The following is a 21,845-nucleotide window of genomic DNA, read 5'->3' as shown; positions in this document are numbered from 1 at the left end:
GAAGGTGGGGGCATGAGCGTCATCGTCGTCGCGCCGGACTCCTTCAAGGGCTCGGCGTCCGCCGCCGAGGTCGCCGCTGCTCTCGCGGAGGGCTGGGCCTCCGAGCGCCCGGGTGACCGCGTCGTGCTCGCGCCCATGGCGGACGGCGGCGAGGGGACCCTCGACGCGTTCGAGGCGGCGGTGCCCGGCGCCGTGCGGCATCCCGTGCATGTCCTCGGCCCCGACGACGCGGAGGCCGACGCCTCGTGGCTGATGCTTCCGGGCGGCACGGCGGTCGTCGAGCTCGCCGAGACGAGTGGGCTGGGGCGGATGCCGCGGCTGGAGCCGTTCGCCGCGCACACCATGGGGTTCGGGCAGGCGATCGCGGATGCCCTGCGCGCGGGGGCCCGCTCATTGCTCCTGGCGATCGGGGGCAGCGCGTCGACGGACGGAGGGGCGGGAGCGCTCGCGGCGCTCGGCGCGCGGTTCGTGGATGCGGCCGGGCGCGACATCCCGCGCGGCAACCGGGGCCTCGCGTCGCTCGCGCGGGCCGATCTCTCGCGCCTCGCGGCGCTCCCGGCCGGCGGCGCGCGCATCCTCAGCGATGTCACGAGTCCCTTGCTCGGTCCGCTCGGGGCCGCCGCGGTCTTCGGACCGCAGAAGGGCGCCGGTGAGCAGGATGTGCCGGTGCTGGAGGCGGGACTGCGGCGCCTCGCCGAGACGCTGCGGGCGGCCGGCGCTGCGACCGACCCGGACGAGCCCGGCGCCGGAGCCGCGGGCGGGACCGGCTTCGGCCTCCTGGTCTGGGGCGCTCGGATGGCGCCGGGCGCGGCCGCGGTCGGTGAGGCGCTGGGGCTGCGGTCGACGATCGCGGCGGCGGATGCCGTCATCACGGGGGAGGGGCGCTTCGACAGTCAGTCGGCGTCCGGCAAGGTGCCGACGTACGTCGCCGGTCTGGCGCGCGACGCGGGCGCGCGCGTCCTGCTGGCTGCCGGCAGCATCCAGGCGCCCACCGCCGGCTTCGCCGACGCCGTCGCCCTGGCCGACCTCGGCGGCTCGTCCGCCGCCGCGATCGCCGACCCCGTGCGCTGGGCGCGCGCCGCCGGCGCCGCCCTCGCCAGCCGCTTCCGCCCCTGACCCCCGCCCCCTCCCCCCTCCCGAAAAGTCCCGTCCCCAACCGCCAGCTCCTGAGTTTTTCGGCCCCAGGCGCGGCGTGTCGGGCGAAAAACTCAGGAGCTGTTGGCTTCGGCGTCAGCGGGTGAGGGCCGCGCTCGCCTCTTCCACGATCGCGCGCATCGCGGCCTCGGCGGCTGCGGCGTCGCCCCGACGGACCGCCGCGGCGACCTCCTCGTGCAGCCGGATCGCCTCCGGGTTCGCCGTGTCGGGCATCAGCGCGTGCACGGTCCGCCCGTTCAGCGCCTCCGCGACGGCGTCGCTGAGCGCCGAGAACACCGGGTTGCCGGATGCCTCCAGCAGCACGCGGTGGAAGTCCCGATCGTGCGCCAGATACTCCTCGCGGTCCGCCGACCGCTGGGTCGCCGACATCCCGACGATCGCGGCGGTGAGCTCGCCGCACTGAGCCGGCGTCGCCCGGGCGCTCGCCAGCCGCGCGGCGACCGGTTCGATCGCCATCCGCAGCTCGCCGAGCTCCGCGAGCGCGGTCAGCCGGTCGGGACCGGCGAGACGCCAGCTGAGGATGCGCGGATCGAGCGCCTGCCACGACGACTCCGGCAGCACGACCGTCCCTCGACGGCGCCTGGCCTGCACGAGCCCCAGCGACTCGAGCACGCGGATGCATTCCCGCAGGACCGTCCGCGAGATCCCGAGCCCTTCGGGCGTGAGCACCGCTCCGACGGGGATGTCGCCCGCGACGATGCGGGCGCCGAGGGAGGCGATCGCCTGCTCGTGCTGGGAGGCCTGCGTTGCCTGAGTCACGCTTCATTATCTGCGTACGGAAGTGATCGGGTCAAAGCGACACGCATTGCCCATAAACCCGTCATTATTTACCTCGATTAGACACAAATCAGGTTTATTCCTAGAGTGTTCGTGCCCTATCCGGATTCACGACCAAGGACGTTCATGACCCCCACCCTGCTCGCTCACCTGGCGGCTGCCGCCCGCACTGCGGCCCCCGCCCCCGCTCCAACTCCCAGCGGCCCCGAAGGCCAGCTCATCTTCGCCGCCCTGGCCGGCATCGCGGTCATCGTCGTGCTGATCACCTGGCTCAAGCTGCACCCGTTCCTCTCGCTCCTGCTCGGCTCGCTCGTCGCGGGCCTCGCCGCGGGACTGGCGGCGGATGCGGCGATCGCCAGCTTCATCACCGGTTTCGGAAACACGATGGGCAGCGTCGGCGTGCTCATCGGCCTCGGTGCGATGTACGGCAAGCTGCTCGCCGACTCCGGCGGCGCCGACCGTATCGTCGACACCCTCGTCTCGCGCACCAGCGCGCGCCTGCTGCCGTGGACGATGGGCGCCGTCGGCGCGATCATCGGTCTGCCGATGTTCTTCGAGGTCGGCCTCGTGCTCCTGATGCCGGTGATCATCCTGGTGACCCGCCGGTCGGGCCTCCCGCTGATGCGCATCGCCCTGCCGACCATCGCGGGCCTCTCCGCCATGCACGGGCTGGTGCCGCCGCACCCCGGACCCCTGGTCGCGATCAGCGCGCTTGGCGCCAACCTCGGCCTCACGCTGGCATTCGGCGTGCTCGTCGCCATTCCGACGATCGCCGTCGCGGGCCCGCTGTTCAGCCGGCTGGCCGCGCGCTGGGTTCCTGTGGGCGTCCCCGACCTGTTCGTCCCGGAGGAGGGCGACGGCCCCGCACGCCGCCGGCCGTCGTTCGGGGCCGCGCTGATCAGCATCCTGCTGCCCGTCGTCCTCATGCTCGGCAAGGCCGTCGCCGACATCGCCGCCCCCGACGCGGCCCCCGTGTGGAAGGTCGTGCTCGACTTCCTCGGCACGCCGGTCATCGCCCTGACGGTCGCCGTGCTCGCCGGACTGCTGCTGCTCGGCGTCGGCGGCGGGATGGACCGCAAGGCCATGCAGACCAGTCTCGGCGCCTCCCTGCCCCCGATCGCGGGCATCCTCCTCATCGTCGGCGCCGGCGGCGGGTTCAAGCAGGTCCTCGTCGACACCGGCATCGGTCAGGTGATCGCGGACTGGGCGACCGGTGCGAGCGGGATCCTCGTGCTCCTCCTCGCCTGGACTGTCGCGGCGCTGATCCGCATCGCCACGGGCTCCGCGACGGTCGCGACCGTGACAGCCGCGGGCATCCTGCTCCCGCTCACCGAGCACCTGTCGACCCCGATGGTGTCGCTGATGGTGCTGGCGATCGGCGCGGGATCGGTGTTCCTGTCCCACGTCAACGACGCCGGCTTCTGGCTGGTGAAGGAGTACCTGGGCCTGAGCATCCCGCAGACGCTGAAGAGCTGGACCGTGCTGGAGTGCCTGGTCTCGATCGTCGGGCTGGCGGGTGTCCTGATCCTGAGCCTGTTCGTCGGCGGCCTCGGGTGACGCCGGTGCGCGCGGTCGTCGTCATGGGCGTCGCCGGATGCGGCAAGTCGACCGTCGCGGCGCTCCTCGCCGAGCGTCTGGGCTGGGAGCTGCTGGAGGGCGACGGACTGCATCCTGCGACGAACGTCGAGCGGATGAGCGCGGGGGTCCCGCTCACCGACGACGACCGCGCGCCCTGGCTCGCCGCCATCGCCGAGTGGATGCGGGAGCGGCTCGACGCCGGACGTCCGGTCGTCGTCGCCTGCTCCGCGCTCGCGCGGAGGTACCGCGATGTGCTCCGCCGGGACGACGTGCTGTTCCTGCACCTGAGCGGTTCGCCGGAGCTCCTCGAGGCGCGCCTGGCGTCGCGCGAGCATCACTTCATGAAGTCGGGGATGCTGCAGAGTCAGCTGGCGACGCTCGAGCCGCCCGCCGACGACGAACGCCACCTCACCCTCGACATCGCCGAGCCGCCGTCCGCTCTCGCCGCCCGAGCCGCCTTCGCCGCCTCCGCCCTCACCCCCTGAGCCCCCACCGTCGAGTACGCAAACTTTGCACGCGAATCGCCGCGCGAGCGTGCAATTTGTGCGTACTCGACGGTGGAGGGTCAGGCGCGGGCGGCGGCGTACTGGGTGCGGATGACGGAGCGCGTGTCGACGGGGAGCGCGGCGGACGTCTCGACGGTCCAGGACGGACGCGTGCCGGTCAGCGCCCATGCGGCCTGCACCGCGCCGCCGTCCGCGACGTACTCGCCGGGCGCCGGCACCTCGACCGGCGCGTCGAACACCTGCGCGGCGACCTGCGCCACGGCCGGGTTCTGCGCCGCTCCGCCGATGAGCAGGATGCGGCGCTCGCGCACGCCGGCCGCCCGCACGGCGTCGAGGCCGTCGGCCAGCCCGCACAGCATCCCCTCGATTGCAGCACGCGCGAGGTTCGCCGGGGTCGTCGAGGCGAGGGTGAGCCCGTGGATGCTGGCCTTCGCGTCGGGCAGGTTGGGGGTGCGCTCGCCCTCGAAGTACGGGACGAGCACAACGCCGCCGGATCCGGGCTCGGCCGAGAGCGCCAGGGCGGACAGTCCGTCGTGGTCGACCGACAGCAGCCCGGCGACGGAGCCGAGCACGCGCGCGGCGTTGAGAGTCGCGATGAGCGGCAGGGAGAGGCCGGAGGCGTCCGCGAAGCCCGCGACGGTGCCCGACGCATCCGCGATGGGCGCATCGGTCACGGCGAAGACCGTTCCGGACGTGCCGATCGAGACGACGACGTCGCCTTCCGCGGCGCCGAGTCCGAGGGCCGCACCGGCGTTGTCGCCCGCGCCCGGTCCGACGAGCACACCGGACGGCGTCCGGCCGGCCGACTCCGACGGTCCGAGCACACGCGGGAGCACGACGGCGTCGCCCGCCGCACCGGCCGACGAGCCCGCCTCACGGCCCGGCCGGCCGAGCGCCCGCTCGAACAGGTCGAAGTCGTATGCGCCAGAGGCCGCGCCCCAGTAGGCGGTGCCGCTGGCGTCGGAGCGGTCCGTGGTCAGCGCCTCGAGGTCCGGTCCGAGCTCGCTCTCGCCCTCCGGCCCGTAGCCGCGGAGGCGCCAGGTCAGCCAGTCGTGCGGGAGCGCGACCGCGGCGACCCGCGCGGCGTTCTCGGGTTCGGCATCCCGCAGCCAGCGCAGCTTGGTCGCGGTGAACGAGGCGACGGGAACCACGCCGACGCGGTTCGCGTACTCCTCGGCCCCGACCTCGTCGATCAGGTCGCGGGCGGCCTGCGCCGAGCGGGTGTCGTTCCAGAGCAGGGCGTCGCGGATGACCCGGCCCTGCGCATCCAGCACCACCATCCCGTGCTGCTGCCCGGCGACGGAGATCGCGTCGACGTCATCGAGCCCGCCTGCGGACGCGATGGCCTCCTGCAGCGCGCTCCACCAGGCCGCGGGGTCCACCTCGGTGCCGTCGGGATGCGCGGCGCGGCCGGACCGCACCAGCGCACCGGTCTCGAGGTCGCGCACGACCACCTTGCAGCTCTGCGTCGAGGAGTCGACGCCGGCGACGAGAGTCACGGGTGTCCTTTCACGGGCGATCCCACCCGCCGTCGAGTCCGCGAACTTTGCACGTTTTCGGAGCGAGAACGTGCAAAAAGTGCGGACTCGACGGAGGGTGGGAGCGGGAGGGGATGGGGTGGATGCGGATCAGCGCGCGCCGAGCAGGTGCTCGAGGGCGAGCTGCTGCAGGCGGACGAACCCGAAGCCCTTCGCGCCGAAGTACGCGCTCGGGTCGAAGTCCTCGTAGGCGCTGCGGTCGGCGAGCAGGTCGTCGTACGACTCGCCCTCGCCGAGGGTCGGGCGGGACAGATCGATGACGCGGGACGCCTCCAGCTGCTCCTGCACCTCCGGGTCGGCGCGGAACGCCTGCGCCCGCTCCTTGAGCAGGAGGTAGGTGCGCATGTTCGCTGCGGCCGAGTCCCAGACGCCGGTGATGTCCTCGGTGCGGGACGGCTTGTAGTCGAAGTGGCGCGGACCCTCGTAGGCCGGGCCGCCGTCGGGGCCGCCGTTCTCGAGCAGGTCGACGAGGGCGAACGCGTTCTGCAGGTCGCCGTGACCGAAGACGAGGTCCTGGTCGTACTTGATGCCGCGCTGGCCGTTGAGATCGATGTGGTACAGCTTGCCGTGGTACAGCGCCTGGGCGATGCCGGCGGCGAAGTTGAGGCCCGCCATCTGCTCGTGGCCGACCTCGGGGTTGAGGCCGACGAGCTCCGGGCGCTCCAGCGAGTTGATGAACGCGAGCGCGTGGCCCACGGTCGGAAGCAGGATGTCGCCGCGCGGCTCGTTCGGCTTCGGCTCGATGGCGAAGCGGATGTCGTAGCCCTTGTCGGTGACGTAGTCGCCGAGGAGGTTGACAGCCTCGCGGTAGCGCTCGAGCGCGGCGCGGATGTCCTTCGCGGCGTCGTACTCGGCGCCCTCGCGGCCGCCCCACATCACGAACGTCTTGGCGCCGAGCTCGGCGGCGAGGTCGATGTTGCGGAGAACCTTGCGGAGGGCGAAGCGGCGGACGGCACGGTCGTTGGAGGTGAATCCGCCGTCCTTGAAGACCGGAGCGCTGAACAGGTTGGTAGTCACCATCGGCACGATGATGCCGGTGTCGGCGAGGGCCTGCTTGAGGCGGTCGATCTGCTTCTGGCGCTCGGCGTCGGTCGAGCCGAACGCGAACAGGTCGTCGTCGTGGAAGGTGAGGCCGTAGGCTCCGAGCTCGTCGAGCTTGTGCACCGCCTCCACCACGTCGAGCTGCGGGCGGGTGGGGCCGCCGAACGGGTCGGTGCCGTTGTAGCCGATGGTCCACAGTCCGAACGAGAACTTGTCGGCGCGGGTGGGGGTGAGGCTCATGATGTTCCTTCAGCGTCGTCGGTGATTTGTTGTTTCAATAAACTTATACAGCACTGGCGGGGCGAGCGCGAGTCCGGGAGTGAACTCGCGGCGCCGGTCAGCGGGCGTCCGTGAAGACGGCACCCACGGTAGCCGTCTCGACGTCCGCCGTCACCAGGCGGGCGTCCGCCGGGGTGACCTCGTGAACGGGACCGGTGATCGTCAGCGCCGCCGTGGTCTCGCGCAGGTCGCACGACGGCCCGACCCACAGGTCCACCGCGCCGGGCTCGACGATGCGGGTCAGCGACCGGTCCGAGAAGGCGAGGCGGGTCGTCGGCACGGCGAACCGCACGACGGCCTCCTCGCCCGGCTGCAGCTCCACCCGGCGGTAACCGAGCAGCTGCGCGACCGGACGGGTGACGCTCGCCTGCACATCCCGTGCATACAGCTGCACCAGATCGGTTCCGGCGCGGTCACCCGTGTTGCGGATGCGGACGCTCGCGGCGAACGTCCCCCCGGCGGCCACCTCCCCGTCGACCACCAGATCGCTGTGCTCGAACGTCGTGTACGAGAGCCCGTGACCGAATGGCAGCACCGGGGTGCTGTCCGCGCTCGTGATCTCGTTGGGGCCGCCGAGCACGGGGTGCAGGTACGAGTACGGCTGCGCGCCGGCCGAACGGGGGAGCGAGACGGGGAGGTGCCCGGAGGGCGAGATCCGCCCCGAGAGCACCGCGGCCAGCGCACGGCCTCCCTCCTCGCCCGGGAAGAACGCCTGCAGCACGGCCGCGGGGGCGGTGACGCCCTCGACCGCCCACGCGATCGCGTACGGGCGGCCGGAGAGCACGACGAGCACGACCGGCGTGCCGGTCGCGACGACCCGCTCCACCAGCTCGCGCTGGATGCCGGGCAGCTCGAGGCTCTCCACATCGTTGCCCTCGCCGACGGTCCCGCGGCCGAACAGGCCCGCGCGGTCGCCGACGACGACCACGGCGACATCCGCTGCACTCGCCGCGGCCACCGCTGCGGGGATGCCGGAGCGGTCGTCGCCCTCCACGTCGCAGCCGCGCTCGTAAGAGACCGAGGCGGACGGGAACTCGGCGCGCACCGCCTCCAGCACGGAGGGCAGCTCGAAGCCGAGCGGCACCTCCGGATGGTGCGCGAGCACGTGGTTCGCGAACGAGTAGCAGCCCATCAGGGCTTCCTGGGCGTCGGAGTTCGGGCCGAGCACCGCGATGCTCGCCGGTGCCGACGCGAGCGGCAGCGTGCCGTCGTTGGTCAGCAGCACGAGCGACTCCTCGGCCAGCCGCAGGGCGACATCCCGGTGGGCGGGAGTGTCGAGATCGATGGACGCGGGGGGCGCGTCGAAGGTCTCGTCCAGCAGGCCGAGCTCCTCCTTCTGCGCGAGCACACGGAGGACGGCGCGGTCGACCAGCGCCTCGTCGACCTCGCCCGACCGGATGCGGGAGGCCAGCGGCTCGAGGAACGCGTCGCCCGTCGGCAGCTCGACGTCGATGCCGGCCGCGAGCGCGATCGCCGCGGCCTCTCCCAGGTCGGAGGCGACGCCGTGCATGGTGTGGAGGAAGGCGACGGAGAAGTAGTCGGAGACCACCGTCCCGTCGAAGCCCCACTCGTCGCGCAGCACGCCCGTGAGGTACTCGGCGCTCGCCGCGACGGGGATGCCGTCGATCTCGGCGTACGAGTTCATGACCGACCGGACGCCGCCGTCCCGCAGCGCCATCTCGAACGGAGGCAGCAGGGTGTCGCGCACCTCGCGGGGTCCGGCGTGAACCGGCGCGTGGTTGCGGCCCGCCTGCGACGCGGAGTACCCGACGAAGTGCTTCAGCGTCGCGTGGACGCCGGCGCCCTGCAGCCCGCGCACGTAGGCGGTGCCGAGCGTGCCGACGACGTACGGGTCTTCCGCGATGCACTCGTCGACGCGTCCCCAGCGCGGGTCGCGGATGACATCCAGCACAGGAGCGAGCCCCTGGTGGATGCCCAGCTCGCGCATCGACATGCCGATCAGGCCGGCCATCTCCTCCACCAGCTCCGGGTCGAAGGACGCGCCCCACGCCAGTGGCGTCGGGAACGTGGCCGCCTTCCAGGCCGCGAGCCCGGTCAGGCACTCCTCGTGCACCAGCGCGGGGATGCCCAGCCGGGTCTCCTCCTTCAGCCGGCGCTGCTCCGCCCACAGCCAGGCCGCGCGTTCGACCGGCTCGACCGGTCGCGTGCCGTAGACGCGGGTGAGCTGCCCGAGGCCGTGCACGGTGGCGTCCGCGTACGCGCCCGGGTTGCCCATCTCGCCGGCCATCGGCGCCACGAGCTCGTCGCCCTTGTCGACCCAGAAGCCGACCAGCTGGGCGAGCTTCTCCTCCAGCGTCATGGAGGCGAGGAGGGCGCTCACGCGCTCGGAGGGCGCAGTGGAGCGCGGGAGGGATTCGGTCATGTCGATCTCACACTTCTTGACGTGCGGGCGTCAGCCCTTGACGGCGCCGGTCAGGCCGCCGACGATGCGGCGCTCGAACAGGCTGAAGAAGATCAGCGCCGGGATCATGGACAGCGACGTGAACGCGAGCACCTTGGCGGTGTCGACGGAGTACTGCGACGAGAACGCCTGCACCCCGAGCGGCAGCGTGAACGTCGCCTCGTTGTTGAGGAGGAAGAGGGGCAGCAGGTAGCTGTTCCAGCTCGCGATGAAGGCCAGGATGCCGACGGTGATGACGCCCGGAAGCGACAGCCGCAGCACCATCCGCCAGAAGAAGCCCAGGCGGCTGCAGCCGTCGATGAAGGCCGCCTCCTGGATCTCGTCGGGGATGGCGCGGAGGAACGGCACCAGGATGATGATCGTCGTCGGCAGGGCGAAGGCGATCTGCGGGAGGATTACGCCTCCGAGCGAGTTCATCAGGCCCAGGTTGCGGACCACTATGTACAGCGGGGTGATCGCCACGGTGATCGGGAACATCAGCCCGGCGGCGAACAGCGCGTAGAGGGCGCCGCGGCCGCGGAAATGGTAGCGGGCGAGCACATAGCTGGCCATCAGGCCGAGGATGATCACGCCGACCGTCGTCACGACGGCGACGATGGTCGAGTTGAGCACCTCCTGCCAGAACACCCCGCCCGTGAGCACGCCGATGTAGTTGGCGGCGTTCCACGGGTTGGGGAATCCGGCCGGGTCGACCGTGATCTGGGAGTTGGTGCGGAACCCGCCGATCACGATGTACGCGATCGGCGCCAGCATCAGCGCGATGACGACGAGGGCGACGAAGTAGACGGTGGGGGAGCCCCAGGGCAGCCCCTTGGCCTTCTTGCGGTCGGGCGCATCCAGGACGCCCGGCGCGTCCGGCGCGTCGGGGATGACGGTGAAGGCGCTCATCGCTTCTTCCTTCCGGTGCGCCTGTCACCCGTGAGCGCGCCCTCGGTGTCGCGCCGCAGCACGAACCGCTGATAGAACAGGGCGACGATCAGGGAGATCAGGAAGATGACGACGGCGACGGCGTTTCCGTAGCCGAAGTTGCCGGCGTTGCGGCCGTTGGCGACCATGTAGGTCGCCATGGTCGAGGTGCCGGCGGTCGAGGCGACGTACTGGCCCCAGATGATGTAGACGAGGTCGAACAGCTGGAGCGCTCCGATGATGGAGAGGAACGCCCAGATGCGCAGCGTCGGGCCGAGGAGCGGCAGGGAGATCCGTCGCTGGATCTGCCAGTACGACGCGCCGTCGAGGGCGGCCGCTTCGTACAGCTCCTCCGGGATGCCCTGGAGCCCGGCGAGGAAGAGGATGACGGCGAAGCCGACGTACTTCCAGGTCAGGATGGCCAGCAGCGTCCAGATCGCCAGGCTCGGGTTGGACAGCCAGTCCTGCGTGAGGAACCCGAGCCCGAGGTTCTCCAGGAGCCCGTTGAGGGCGCCCTTCGTGGAGAGCATCAGGCTCCACCCGGTGCCGACGACGACCTCGGCGATCACGTACGGCACGAAGATCAGGACGCGGATCAGGGACTGCCCGCGCATCTTGCGGTTGAGCAGGAGCGCCAGCAGGATGGCCGCCGGCCCCTGGAGCACCAGGGAGCCGATCACGATGATCCCGTTGTGCAGCAGAGCCTGCTGGAAGGCGGAGTCCTGGAGGATGGTGATGTAGTTCTGCAGGCCGATGAAGTCGGTGGCCGGCCCGTATCCCTGCCAGCGGAAGAAGCCGTAGTAGGCGGCGATCGCGACCGGGAAGATCACGAAGGCCAGGAAGACGATGGCTGCGGGTCCGGCCAGCAGAGCGATCTCCAGGCGCATGGCCCAGCCGGTGCGCTTGCGGCGGCGCGGCTGCGACGGGGGCGACGCGACTGCGCCGCCCCCGCCGTGCTGCGCGAGACCCGCGTTCGGCACGAGGCCGGGGGACGTGTTCTCGCGGATGTGTGTCACGAGGAGAGTCCTCAGCCCTTCTTGGCGGCGTCATTGGCCGCCTGGATGAGCTGCTTCGGGTCGCTCTTGCCGGCCAGCATGTCGACGACCGCCACGTTGAGCGCGTTGCCGACGTTCTGTCCGAGAACGGTGTCGAGCCACTGCGAGACGTACGGGGCTGCGTTGTAGGCGGCCAGCACATCCTTCAGGTAGGGCTCGGTGACGACCTTCTGCGCCTCCGAGTTGACCGGCGGGGCGTTGAAGGCCTTGTAGTAGGCCTCCTGCTGCTCCGTCGATGCGACGAAGTTGAGGAAGTCGGCGCACTCCTTCGGAGCCTTGACCGAGCACGAGTAGCCGTCGACGCCGCCCATGATCGAGCCGGGCTCGCCCTTACCGCCCGGAACCTCCGGGAACGGGTAGAAGCCGAGGTCGGGGAGGGGCTTCTGGTCGGGGGTCAGGGAGGCGATCACGCCCGGGTCCCACGCGCCCATGAGCTCCATCGCCGCCTTGTGGTTGGCGACGAGGCCCGCCGAGCTTCCGGCGCCCTGCTGTGCGGTCGTCGTGAGGAAGCCCTCGTTGAACGGCTGGGTCTTGGCGAAGTCGTTCAGGTCCTCAGCGGCCTTCAGCCAGCACGGGTCGTTGAACGACTTCGAGTCGGCCGACTTCTCCATGGTCGACCCTGCGCACTCGCGCAGAGCGAACCAGTAGAACCAGTGCGCGGCCGGCCAGGCGTCCTTCGCGCCGAGGGCGATCGGGGAGACCCCGGTGGCCTTCAGCTTGGTGACGTCGGCGTTGAGGTCGTCGATCGTCTTGGGCGCTTCGGTGATGCCTGCCGCCTTGAACAGATCCTGGCTGTAGAAGAGACCGCCCGGGAGCACGGCGATGGGCATGGCCCACACCTTGTCCTGGTAGGTCTCCGCCTTGAACGAGCCTTCGGAGATGTTCTTCTTGGTCTCGGACGACACCTTGTCGGTGATGTCCATCAGCTGACCCGCGTTGACCATCGCCGCCATCTTCCCGCCGCCTCGCTGCAGGAAGATGTCGGGTGCGTCGCCGCTGTTGAGAGCGGTCTGCAGTTTGCCGTCGAGGTCCTCGTTCTGGATGGACTGGACCTTGATGGTGACCTTCGGGTTCGCCTTCTCGAATGCTGCGACGGCGTTCTTCCAGAACTCCTGGCCGGGGCCGGTGGTGGAGTTCTGCCAGAGGGTCATGTTGACCTTGCCGTCGCCGGAGCTGTCGGAGCCGCCACTGCACCCGGTGAGTGCGAGTGCGCCGGCCATCACGACGGCGGCCCCGGTGAGGAGCTTGGTGCCTTTCATGTGATTCCAACCTGTTCTCTTCGTTGAGGTGGGGACGTCGGAAGTGTCGCAAGCGACGGGGATTGTGTCAAACGTTTTCGAAAACCTTTTCTACGCTATGCTCGGTCGCCATGGGACGGCGTCCGACGATCAGCGATGTGGCTGCTGCTGCCGGCGTCTCGGTCGCCACCGTGTCCAAGGCCGTGAACGGCCGGTACGGTGTCGCGACCTCGACGGTGGAGCGCGTGCTGCAGGTGGTGCAGGAGCTCGGCTACGAATCGAGCCTCGTGGCGAGCAGCATGCGGTCGCGGCGCACCGGCGTCATCGGCGTGCTCGTCGCCGACTTCGAACCGTTCTCCGCCGAGATCCTGAAAGGCGTCGGGACGGCGCTCCACGACTCGCGCTACGACCTGCTCGCCTACAGCGGCTCACGCCAGCCGTCGAGCGAGGGATGGGAGCGGCGCTCGCTGAGCCGGCTCAGCGGCACGCTCATCGACGGCGTGATCATGGTCACTCCGACCGTCGTGAACGCCAACGCCGACGTCCCGATGGTGGCCATCGACCCGCACGCAGGACGGGCCGACCTGCCCACCGTCGAGTCGGACAGCTTCGGCGGCGCACGCAACGCGACCGCCTTCCTGATCGGGCTGGGCCACCGCCGCATCGCCTTCGTCGCCGGTCGTCCGGACCTCCGCTCGTCGAGCCTGCGCGACGCGGGATACCGCCGCGCGCTGGGCGAGGCCGGCATCCCGTTCGATCCGTCGCTGGTGGCCGTCGGCCGCTACGAGCACGACACCGTGCGTGAGGTGGCGCTGCCGCTCCTGCGGCGGGCGGACCGCCCGACGGCGGTGTTCGCGGCGAACGACATCTCCGCGATCGCGGTCATCGAGGTCGCGGCCGAGCTCGGCCTCGACGTTCCGCGCGACCTCTCGGTGGTCGGCTTCGACGACATCCCCGAGGCGTCGCAGTTCAGCCCGCCCCTGACGACCGTGCGGCAGCCGATGCAGGGCCTGGGCGCGACGGCCGCCGACCTCCTGATCCGGCTGATGAACGGCGAGACGCCGGAGCGCATCCACGTCCGCCTCCCCACCCGGCTGGTCCGCCGCGCGACGACCGCCCCGCCCGCCTGACCTTCCGCCCCTGCTGGCACCGGTCCGGCCGCGATTTGGCGCAAATTGTGGTTATCGGAGCGCGAGAACCGCGATTTGGCGCAAATCTTCCGATGGGGAGGGGACAAGGGGTGCGGGCCGCGGTCAGCGGAGGCGCGGGGCCAGCCAGGCCGCCTGCGTGCGCCAGTGGGCGCCGCCGCCGCCCTCGTGGTCGTTGAACGGGTACACCTCGATCGCGCGGTCGGACGCCGCGACGTGGTTGTACGCCGCGAAGGTCGTCGACGGCGGCACGACCGTGTCCATCAGCGCCACCGAGAACAGCGAGGGCGCGTGGATGCGGCGGGCGAAGTTGACCCCGTCGAAGTACGACAGGGTCCGGAACACGTCAGCGACCTCGTCGCGATGCACCGACAGGTAGGTCGCGAGCTCCAGGAAGGGTCCGCCGGCCGCCACCTCCGCGCCGCGGCGGAACGCGCAGAGGAAGGCCACATCCGGCATCACGGCCGTGATGCCGCCCGCGAGTGCGCCGGCCGCGAGGGCGATCCCACCGCCCTGACTGCCGCCGGTCACAGCGATGCGGTCGGGATCGACGAACGGCAGCGACCGCGTGGCGTCGACGGCGCGCACGGCGTCCGTGAAGACGCGGCGGTAGTAGTACGTCTCCGGCGAGTGGATGCCCCGGGTCATCACGCCCGGAGTGGCCGGACCCGAGCCGTGCGGGTCGGGCGTGTCTCCGCCGCTGCCCCATCCACTGCCCTGCCCGCGGGTGTCGACGAAGACGTGCACGTAGCCGGCCAGTGCCCACGCCACGTTCTCGCCCGGCAGCCCGCGGCCGCCGCCGTAACCCTGGTACTGCACGACCGCAGGGAGCGGCCCGTCGTCGTGGAGCGGCCGTGACACCCAGGCCCGCACCGGCTCTCCTCCGAACCCGGGGAAGACCAGGTCGTCGATGCGCAGCTGCGTCACCGGCGAGTCCGCAGGAGTCAGCTCCGGCACGCCACCGGCGGCGCGCGCCTCGGCGATCGTGCGCTCCCAGAAGGCGTCGAAGTCGGCGGGCTCCTGGACCTCCGGACGGAAGGCGAGCAGTTCGGAGTGGGTCAGGTCGGTGAGCGGCATCGGTCTCGCTTTCTGAACGGTTTTCGCAACGCGGGCGGCAGGAGGCTGGGCGTCATTGTGGCACAGCCGGGCGCCGAGCGTGGGACCGGCCCGGCGTGCGACCGTGTGTGCGACAGTGGCTCCATGCCCGCTCCAACGCGCCCCACCCTGGAGGCCATCGCGCGCGAGGCGTCCGTGTCGCTGTCGACGGTGTCGAAGGTGCTCAACGGCCGCCCCGGCGTGTCCGCCGACACCCGCCGACGCGTCGAGGAGCTGCTGCACGACTCCGGGTACGCCCGCCGCGGTGTGGATGCGGAACGCGGCGAGACCGTCGAACTCGTCATCGAGAACCTGGCGAGCGAGTGGTCCGTCGAGGTCATCCGCGGCGTGGAGCGCGTCACCCGCGAGAACGGGCTGGCGATGACCCTCTCGACCATCGGCGACTACCACGCGGTCGGAGACGAGCTGATCACCGGGGTGCTCCGCCGCAAGCCGATCGCGATCGTGCTGCAGTTCTCGAACCTGACGGCCGACCACCGCCGCCAGCTGCGCACCCGCAACATCCCGTTCGTCGTCGTCGATCCCGCCGGCGACCCTCCGCCGGACGTGCCCGCCATCGGGGCCACCAACTGGGCGGGAGGCGTCGCCGCCACCCGTCACCTGCTGGCGCTCGGCCATCGGCGCATCGCGGCGATCGCCGGCCCGGCCGATCTGATGTGCTCCCGCGCTCGGGTCGCCGGATACCAGTCGGCCCTGCAGGAGGCGGGCCTCCCGGTGCCGTCGGAGATCGGCGGGGGAGGGTTCTCGCGCGCGGAGGGGGAGCGGGAAGGGCGAAGGCTGCTCGCGTCGCCGGACCGCCCGACCGCCATCGTCTGCGGCAACGACATGCAGGCGCTCGGCGTGTACGACGCCGCCTTCGCGCTCGGCCTCGATGTGCCCCGGGATGTGTCGGTGGTCGGCTTCGACGACGCGCCGTCCGCGGCGTGGGCGCGACCGCCGCTGACGACCATCCGGCAGCCGCTGCAGGAGATGGCGGAGGAGGCGACGCGCCTCGCGCTGCGGCTCCGGGCCGGCGCGGTGGAGAACACACGGCTCGAGCTTGCGACCGCTCTGGTCGAGCGCGGGTCGACGGCAGCGCCCGCCGCCTGACGAAAGTTTTCCAACCCCCGCAGGAAACTTGCTCCCCCGCCGCCCGCGAACTACCGTCGCACGGGTACCGCCAGACGAAGGGCCGACGATGACCGACGACAAGCCGCAGCTCCGGGTCGCCATGATCGGGTACGGGTTCATGGGCGCAGCGCACTCGCAGGGCTGGCGCACCGCCCCGCGCTTCTTCGACCTCCCCGCCGAGCCGGTCATGTCCGTGATCGTCGGCCGCGACGCCGCCCGCGTCGAGGATGCACGCCGCCGGTTCGGCTGGCAGCGCGCCGAGACCGACTGGCGCGCCGTGATCGACGACCCCGAGATCGACGTCGTCGACATCTGCACACCCGGCGACAGCCACGCGGAGATCGCGATCGCCGCCCTCGACGCCGGCAAGCACGTGCTCTGCGAGAAGCCGCTCGCCAACACCGTCGCGGAGGCGGAGGCGATGACCGCCGCCGCCGAGCGCGCCGCCGCCCGCGGCATCCGCTCGATGGTCGGTTTCAGCTACCGCCGGGTCCCTGCCATCGGCTACGCCCGCTCGCTGGTGCAGGAGGGGCGCCTCGGCGCCATCCGCCAGGTGCGCGCGCTCTACCTGCAGGACTGGCTCCGCGACGAGGACGGCCCGATGACGTGGCGCCTCGACAAGGCGCTCGCCGGCTCCGGCTCGCTCGGCGACATCGGGGCGCACGCCGTCGACCTCATCGAACACCTCACCGGCTCGCAGCTCAGTGCGGTCTCCGGGACGCTGACCACCTTCGTCGAGGAGCGCCCGCTGCTCGGCGAGGGCGTCGGCCTGTCCGGCACCGCATCCACCGAGCGCGGGAAGGTCACCGTCGATGACGCCGCCTGGTTCACCGCCCGCCTCGAAGGCGGGGAGGCGGACGGTGCGATCGGAGCCTTCGAGGCCACCCGGTACGCGACCGGCCGCAAGAACGCGCTCCGCATCGAACTCAGCGGCTCGCGCGGCGCCATCGCGTTCGACCTCGAGGAGATGAACGAGCTGCAGTTCTACGACGCGACGGCCCCGGCCGGGGAGCAGGGCTTCACGCGGATCATCGTCACCGAGCCCGAGCATCCCTACATGGCCAACTGGTGGCCGACCGGTCACGCCATCGGCTACGAGCACGCGTTCAGCCACGAGGTCGTCGACCTGGTGACCGCCATCGCGTCCGGAACCGACCCCGAGCCGTCGTTCGCCGACGGCCTCCACATCCAGCGCGTCCTCGACGCCGTCGAGCGCAGCGCCGCCGACGGCAGCGCCTGGACCCCGATCCCCTGAACCACGCCCGCAGCTCCTGAGTTTTTCGGCCGAATCGCGTGCGAAGAGCAGAGAAACTCAGGAGCCGGCGGCGACCACCGGAAGGAAGCATGAGCAAGCAGGCACTGATCGTCCGTGGAGGATGGGATGGGCACATGCCCGTCGAGACCACGGAGCTGTTCCGCCCCTTCCTGCGCGAGAACGGCTTCGACACCCGGGTCGAGGAGGGCACGGCCGTCTACGCGGACGACGCCTTCATGGACACCGTCGACCTCGTCGTGCAGGTCAACACCATGAACACGATCGAGGAGCCTGAGTTCCGCGGCCTCCAGCGCGCCGTGCTCAACGGGACGGGGATGGCCGGCTGGCACGGCGGGATCGCCGACTCGTACCGCAACAACGCCGACTACCTGCACATGATCGGCGGACAGTTCGCCCATCACGCGGGCAAGGATCCGGCCGAGCGCGTCGGCGAGCAGTCGGACAACTACATCCCGTACACCGTGCACATCACCGACTACGGCCGGACGCATCCCATCACGCAGGGGATCGACGACTTCGACCTGGTCACCGAGCAGTACTGGGTGCTCAGCGACGAGTACAACGACGTCCTCGCCACCACCACCCAGAGCGTCCGCCCGTGGGATGCGTGGAACCGCCCCGTCACCGCTCCGGCCATCTGGACCCGGCAGTGGGGGAAGGGACGCATCTTCGTCTCGGCACCTGGCCACCGGCTGGAGATCGTCGAGAGCCAGCCCGTCCGCACCATCATCGAGAGGGGGATGCTGTGGGCGTCCCGTTGAACGTCGGCGTCATCGGCGTCGGCAACATCAGCCGGCAGTACTTCGAGCACTTCCCGCAGCTGCCGAACCTGCGTCTGACCGCCGTCGCCGACCTGGATGTGGAGCGCGCCTCCGCGGTCGCCGCCGAGCAGGGCGTGCTCGGGCTCTCGGTCGACGAGCTGCTCGCGCATCCCGAGGTGGATGCGGTGCTCAACCTGACCATCCCGCAGGCGCACGCCGAGGTCGCCCTCCGCGCGCTCGCCGCGGGCAAGCACGTCTACGGCGAGAAGCCGCTGGCTCTCTCGACCGCGGAGGCGGCGCCGGTCCTCGAGCGGGCTGCGGCGCAGGGCCTGCGGATCGGCAGCGCTCCGGACACCGTTCTGGGCACCGGCATCCAGACCGCCCTCGCGCTGCTCGACGATGGGCGGATCGGCCACCCGGTCGCCGCCGCCGTCGCCTGGAGCGCACCGGGCCACGAGCTGTGGCACCCGGCCCCGGCGTTCTACTACCAGCCGGGCGGCGGCCCACTGTTCGACATGGGGCCGTATTACCTGACCAGCCTGGTCAGCTTCTTCGGTCCGGTCGTGCGGGTGTCGGGGGCGACCGGCCGGTCGACGCGCGAGCGCACGGTCGCGACCGGCCCGCTCGCCGGCTCGACCATCCCGGTGGATGTGGACACCCACGTGACCGCCCTCCTCGAGCATGCGTCCGGCGTCATCTCGACCGTGACCGTCTCGTTCGAGGTGTGGGCGACGCGCGCTCCGAAGTTCGAGGTCTACGGGACCGCGGGGACGATCGCCGTGCCCGACCCCAACATGTTCTCCGACCCGGTGGAGCTGGCAACGGCCGACGACCGCGAGTTCCGCGAGGTGCCGGTCGCCGCCGGCTACGCGGACGCCGGTCGCGGCTACGGCCTCGCCGACATGGCGCGGGCGATCGAGACGGACCGCCCGCACCGGGCCTCCGGCGAGCTCGCCTTCCATGTGCTCGAGATCATGGAGTCGGTGATCCGGGCCGGGGCGACCCACACGGTGGTGGAGCTCGCGTCGACCGTCGAGCGTCCGGCCCCTGTGCCGCTGGGCGCGCGTCCGGAGAGCTGGTGAGCGACCGAACCCGGTGACCGAGCGGCTGCACGCCGCGCGTTATGGTCATTCCATGTCCGCATCCGAGCTGAGCACCGTGCGCCCGTCGTCGGGCGGCGCCACGGACGCGCTGCGCCGCAGCAACCTGGCGACCGTGCTCGGTTTCGTGCACCGCGACGGAGCTCTGTCGCGCAGCGACCTGACCCGCCTGACCGGGCTGAACCGCTCGACGGTCGGCGACCTGGTGGCGGAACTCGCGGCCCTCGACCTGGTCGAGGTGGACGAAACGCCAGGAGGCGGTCGCGCCGGTCGTCCGAGTCCCGTCGTCCGCGTCTCGGGCACTGTCGCCGCCGTCGCGGTGAACCCCGAAGTGGATGCGGTGATCGTCGGCCTCGTCGGTCTCGGCGGCCGTGTGCTCAAGAGGGTCCGCATCGAGACCGCGTCGGCGCGGTCGGCCGCGGAGACCGTCACCCTGGCTTCGGCAGGGATCGCCGGGATGCTGGCGGGGGAGTCCGGCATCCGCATCGCCGGGATCGGCGTCGCGGTGCCCGGCCAGGTGCGGCTGTCGGACGGCATGGTCCGGGAGGCGACGCACTTCGGCTGGGTGGACGAACCGCTGGCCGGGATGCTCTCCGCCGCGACCGGCCACCGGGTGTGGGCGGCCAACGCGGCCGTCCTCGGCCTGCGGGCCGAGAGCGCGTTCGGCGCCGGGCGCGGCGTCGACGACCTCGTGTACATGATCGGCGGAGCGTCAGGGATCGGCGGCGGCGCGATCGGCGGCGGCCGTCTGCTGACGGGTGCCGCCGGATACGCGGGGGAGTTCGGGCACACGTTCGTCCGGTCGGACGGCCGGCACTGCTCTTGCGGATCGCGCGGGTGCCTGGAGGCCGAGGTCACCCAGGCGGAGCTGCTGGCATCGGTGGGCCTCGCGTCGGCGGAGGCCGCATCCCTCGCCGACCGGCTGGTCGCCACGGAGGATCCAGCGGCGCTCGCCGTCATCGAGCGCGATTACGCGCTGCTGTCGATCGCGGCGCGCAATGCCGTCAACGTGTTCAACCCCTCGCTGCTCGTGCTCGGCGGCTTCCTCGCCGCCCTGTACCGGGGAGCCCGCGCGCACGGCGCACCCGACCTGCTCGACGATGTCGTGCACTCGGCGAGAGAGGGCGTCACGGTGGTCGAGGCGGAGCTCGGAACCGATCAGCTGCTCATCGGCGCGGCCGAACTGGTGCTGGCCGACCTGATCGCGGATCCCGCTCGAGCGCTCGCCGCCGCCTGAGCCTGCGAGCGCCGCCGGGCGAGAATGCGCCTGCAGCCGCCCGTATGTTGTTGCCGAAAACTAACTGTTCTACCCAGCAATCCCGCGGTTTAGCATCCAAACGCGGACTTGCTTTCGCCACCTTCGTCACTTATGTTGTGTTCACCAACAAAATGCATCGGAGTGGCTGCGAGGCCTGCAGACGCGCGTCCACTCCACTACAAGGAGGTAACAGATGCGCAAGAGGCACCTCGCAATCGGCGCCGTTCTGGCCGCCGGTGCCCTGCTGCTCGCCGGATGCTCCGGCACGTCCGGTTCGTCGTCCGACAGCACCGACGGGAAGGGCAAGACCCTCACCCTGTGGCACTTCGAGAGCGAAGACTCGGCGATGGGCAAGGCCTGGAACGAGGCCATCAAGGAGTTCGAGTCGGAGACCGGCGCCAAGGTCAAGTTCGAGGCGAAGGCCTTCGAGCAGATCCGCTCCACCGCGTCCCAGGTCCTGAACTCGGACCAGGCCCCCGACATCCTCGAGTACAACAAGGGCAACGCGACCGCCGGCCTCCTCGCCAGTCAGGGCCTGCTCACCAACCTCGACGACGCCGTCAAGAAGTACGGCTGGGACAAGAAGCTCGCGCCCAGCCTGCAGACCACGTCGCGATACGACGACAAGGGCATCATGGGTTCCGGTTCGTGGTACGGCATCCCGAACTACGGCGAGTACGTCGAGGTCTACTACAACAAGGACATGTTCGCGAAGTACGGCATCGAGGTGCCGAAGACGCAGGACGAGTTCGTCGCCGCGCTGCAGAAGTTCAAGGACAACGGGGTCACCCCGCTCGCGGAGTCGGCGGCCGAGTACCCGCTCGGCCAGCTCTGGTACCAGCTCGCGCTGACCAAGGCCGACCGTTCGTTCGTCGACGACTACCAGCTCTACAAGGGCAAGGTGAACTGGCAGGGCAGCGAGCTCCTCTCCGCCACCAAGACGGTCGACGACTGGGTGCAGAAGGGCTACATCTCCAAGGACGCCTCCGGCCTGAAGGCCGAGGACGCCGGGACCGCGTTCATCTCGGGCAAGTACCCGATCTTCTTCTCGGGCAGCTGGTGGTACGGCCGCTTCCAGACGGAGATCAAGGACTACCAGTGGGGCACGTTCCTCTTCCCGGGCACCAAGCTCTCGCCCGGATCCGCGGGCAACATGTGGGTGATCCCCGAGAAGGCGAAGAACAAGGGCCTCGCCGAGAAGTTCATCGACATCACGATGACCCCGAAGATCCAGGCGCTCATCGGCAACAACGGCGGCGTCCCCGTCGCCGCCGACACGGCCGACATCACCGACGAGAAGTCGAAGGAGCTGATCGCGAACTTCAACACCCTCACCGGTGAGGACGGCATCGCGTACTACCCCGACTGGCCTACGCCGACCTTCTACGACCAGCTGAACGCCGGTCTGCAGGAGCTCATCAACGGCACGAAGGACCCGTCCGCGGTCAACAAGGAGCTCGGCTCCGAGTACCAGGACGGCGTCGACCAGATCGTCAACCAGTAAGACTCCCAAGCCCCCCACCGTCGAGTCCGCACTAATTGCACGCGCCACGCCATTCCAGCGTGCAAAGTTCGCGGACT

Annotated in this window: 18 protein-coding genes; 10 read left to right on the top strand and 8 right to left on the bottom strand. The window is 70.8% G+C overall.

Translation table 11 applies throughout. From position 1 onward, the window contains the following. The first annotated feature begins 12 nt into the window (after positions 1-12). A complete protein-coding gene (locus tag BLR91_RS14150; protein WP_089881108.1) occupies positions 13-1,116 on the top strand; it encodes a glycerate kinase in 1,104 nt (367 codons plus the stop codon). Positions 1,117-1,230: 114 nt separating this feature from the next. On the opposite strand, the gene BLR91_RS14145 is transcribed toward BLR91_RS14150, so the two are convergent. Then, positions 1,231-1,914: a FadR/GntR family transcriptional regulator gene (locus BLR91_RS14145; RefSeq protein ID WP_020075555.1), complete on the bottom strand. Its 684-nt coding sequence runs from the start codon at positions 1,912-1,914 to the stop codon at positions 1,231-1,233. Between the two features lie 144 nt (positions 1,915-2,058). Between BLR91_RS14145 and BLR91_RS14140 the strand changes: the two genes are divergently transcribed. Continuing rightward, complete coding sequence (locus tag BLR91_RS14140; protein WP_018189874.1) at positions 2,059-3,489, top strand: GntP family permease; 1,431 nt, start codon at positions 2,059-2,061, stop codon at positions 3,487-3,489. Next, entirely contained in the window at positions 3,486-3,995 is a 510-nt protein-coding gene (locus BLR91_RS14135; protein ID WP_089881111.1) for a gluconokinase, read from the top strand. The genes BLR91_RS14140 and BLR91_RS14135 overlap by 4 nt, the downstream gene beginning before the upstream one ends. 80 nt (positions 3,996-4,075) lie before the next feature. On the opposite strand, the gene xylB is transcribed toward BLR91_RS14135, so the two are convergent. The 6 genes from xylB to BLR91_RS14105 all read right to left on the bottom strand — a co-directional run bounded on the left by xylB (position 4,076) and on the right by BLR91_RS14105 (position 12,516). Beyond that, a complete protein-coding gene (gene xylB, locus BLR91_RS14130) occupies positions 4,076-5,515 on the bottom strand; it encodes a xylulokinase (protein WP_089881114.1) in 1,440 nt (479 codons plus the stop codon). A gap of 129 nt (positions 5,516-5,644) precedes the next feature. Beyond that, positions 5,645-6,835, bottom strand: coding sequence for a xylose isomerase (xylA, locus tag BLR91_RS14125; RefSeq protein ID WP_089881118.1), 1,191 nt, complete (start codon positions 6,833-6,835; stop codon positions 5,645-5,647). A 97-nt stretch (positions 6,836-6,932) separates the two neighbouring features. Next, positions 6,933-9,257 (bottom strand): beta-glucosidase family protein, encoded by a 2,325-nt coding sequence (locus tag BLR91_RS14120; protein ID WP_089881121.1) that lies wholly within the window; start codon positions 9,255-9,257, stop codon positions 6,933-6,935. Positions 9,258-9,287: 30 nt separating this feature from the next. After that, on the bottom strand, positions 9,288-10,184 hold the full coding sequence (locus BLR91_RS14115; protein WP_089881124.1) for a carbohydrate ABC transporter permease: 897 nt from the start codon (positions 10,182-10,184) through the stop codon (positions 9,288-9,290). Further along, complete coding sequence (locus tag BLR91_RS14110; protein ID WP_018189880.1) at positions 10,181-11,218, bottom strand: carbohydrate ABC transporter permease; 1,038 nt, start codon at positions 11,216-11,218, stop codon at positions 10,181-10,183. Before BLR91_RS14110 ends, BLR91_RS14115 begins: the two co-directional genes overlap by 4 nt. 11 nt (positions 11,219-11,229) lie before the next feature. Then, positions 11,230-12,516 carry an ABC transporter substrate-binding protein gene (locus BLR91_RS14105; protein ID WP_020075550.1) on the bottom strand — a complete coding sequence of 429 codons (1,287 nt, stop codon included), beginning with the start codon at positions 12,514-12,516 and terminating at the stop codon, positions 11,230-11,232. Positions 12,517-12,626: 110 nt separating this feature from the next. Between BLR91_RS14105 and BLR91_RS14100 the strand changes: the two genes are divergently transcribed. Continuing rightward, on the top strand, positions 12,627-13,625 hold the full coding sequence (locus BLR91_RS14100; protein ID WP_018189882.1) for a LacI family DNA-binding transcriptional regulator: 999 nt from the start codon (positions 12,627-12,629) through the stop codon (positions 13,623-13,625). Between the two features lie 123 nt (positions 13,626-13,748). Here the strand turns inward: BLR91_RS14100 and BLR91_RS14095 are convergent, their stop codons facing one another. Then, positions 13,749-14,720, bottom strand: a complete 972-nt coding sequence (locus BLR91_RS14095) for an acetylxylan esterase (protein ID WP_089881127.1) — start codon at positions 14,718-14,720, stop codon at positions 13,749-13,751. A 174-nt stretch (positions 14,721-14,894) separates the two neighbouring features. On the opposite strand from BLR91_RS14095, the gene BLR91_RS14090 reads away from it, so the two are divergent. From BLR91_RS14090 to BLR91_RS14065, 6 genes are all read left to right on the top strand, one after another. After that, on the top strand, positions 14,895-15,848 hold the full coding sequence (locus BLR91_RS14090; protein ID WP_020075548.1) for a LacI family DNA-binding transcriptional regulator: 954 nt from the start codon (positions 14,895-14,897) through the stop codon (positions 15,846-15,848). An 88-nt stretch (positions 15,849-15,936) separates the two neighbouring features. After that, a complete protein-coding gene (locus BLR91_RS14085; RefSeq protein ID WP_089881130.1) occupies positions 15,937-17,124 on the top strand; it encodes a Gfo/Idh/MocA family protein in 1,188 nt (395 codons plus the stop codon). A gap of 89 nt (positions 17,125-17,213) precedes the next feature. Further along, positions 17,214-17,906: a ThuA domain-containing protein gene (locus tag BLR91_RS14080; RefSeq protein ID WP_089881133.1), complete on the top strand. Its 693-nt coding sequence runs from the start codon at positions 17,214-17,216 to the stop codon at positions 17,904-17,906. Then, entirely contained in the window at positions 17,891-18,988 is a 1,098-nt protein-coding gene (locus BLR91_RS14075) for a Gfo/Idh/MocA family protein (RefSeq protein ID WP_089881136.1), read from the top strand. The genes BLR91_RS14080 and BLR91_RS14075 overlap by 16 nt, the downstream gene beginning before the upstream one ends. A gap of 52 nt (positions 18,989-19,040) precedes the next feature. Then, positions 19,041-20,243 (top strand): ROK family transcriptional regulator, encoded by a 1,203-nt coding sequence (locus BLR91_RS14070; RefSeq protein ID WP_089881139.1) that lies wholly within the window; start codon positions 19,041-19,043, stop codon positions 20,241-20,243. A gap of 214 nt (positions 20,244-20,457) precedes the next feature. Continuing rightward, on the top strand, positions 20,458-21,768 hold the full coding sequence (locus tag BLR91_RS14065) for an ABC transporter substrate-binding protein (protein ID WP_018189889.1): 1,311 nt from the start codon (positions 20,458-20,460) through the stop codon (positions 21,766-21,768). Positions 21,769-21,845 lie beyond the last annotated feature (77 nt).

It is taken from the genome of Leifsonia sp. 466MF (assembly GCF_900100265.1).
Lineage (GTDB): Bacteria > Actinomycetota > Actinomycetes > Actinomycetales > Microbacteriaceae > Leifsonia.
This window is presented reverse-complemented; position numbering and strand designations above follow the sequence as displayed.

Excerpts from the sequence above, each read along its gene's own strand:
- BLR91_RS14070 (WP_089881139.1), top strand. The coding sequence starts at position 19,041 with ATGTCCGCATCCGAGCTGAGCACCGTGCGCCCGTCGTCGGGCGGCGCC.
- BLR91_RS14150 (WP_089881108.1), top strand. The coding sequence starts at position 13 with ATGAGCGTCATCGTCGTCGCGCCGGACTCCTTCAAGGGCTCGGCGTCC.
- BLR91_RS14115 (WP_089881124.1), bottom strand. The coding sequence starts at position 10,184 with ATGAGCGCCTTCACCGTCATCCCCGACGCGCCGGACGCGCCGGGCGTC.
- BLR91_RS14140 (WP_018189874.1), top strand. The coding sequence starts at position 2,059 with ATGACCCCCACCCTGCTCGCTCACCTGGCGGCTGCCGCCCGCACTGCG.
- BLR91_RS14120 (WP_089881121.1), bottom strand. The coding sequence starts at position 9,257 with ATGACCGAATCCCTCCCGCGCTCCACTGCGCCCTCCGAGCGCGTGAGC.
- BLR91_RS14080 (WP_089881133.1), top strand. The coding sequence starts at position 17,214 with ATGAGCAAGCAGGCACTGATCGTCCGTGGAGGATGGGATGGGCACATG.
- BLR91_RS14065 (WP_018189889.1), top strand. The coding sequence starts at position 20,458 with ATGCGCAAGAGGCACCTCGCAATCGGCGCCGTTCTGGCCGCCGGTGCC.
- xylA (WP_089881118.1), bottom strand. The coding sequence starts at position 6,835 with ATGAGCCTCACCCCCACCCGCGCCGACAAGTTCTCGTTCGGACTGTGG.
- BLR91_RS14095 (WP_089881127.1), bottom strand. The coding sequence starts at position 14,720 with ATGCCGCTCACCGACCTGACCCACTCCGAACTGCTCGCCTTCCGTCCG.
- BLR91_RS14085 (WP_089881130.1), top strand. The coding sequence starts at position 15,937 with ATGACCGACGACAAGCCGCAGCTCCGGGTCGCCATGATCGGGTACGGG.
- BLR91_RS14105 (WP_020075550.1), bottom strand. The coding sequence starts at position 12,516 with ATGAAAGGCACCAAGCTCCTCACCGGGGCCGCCGTCGTGATGGCCGGC.
- BLR91_RS14100 (WP_018189882.1), top strand. The coding sequence starts at position 12,627 with ATGGGACGGCGTCCGACGATCAGCGATGTGGCTGCTGCTGCCGGCGTC.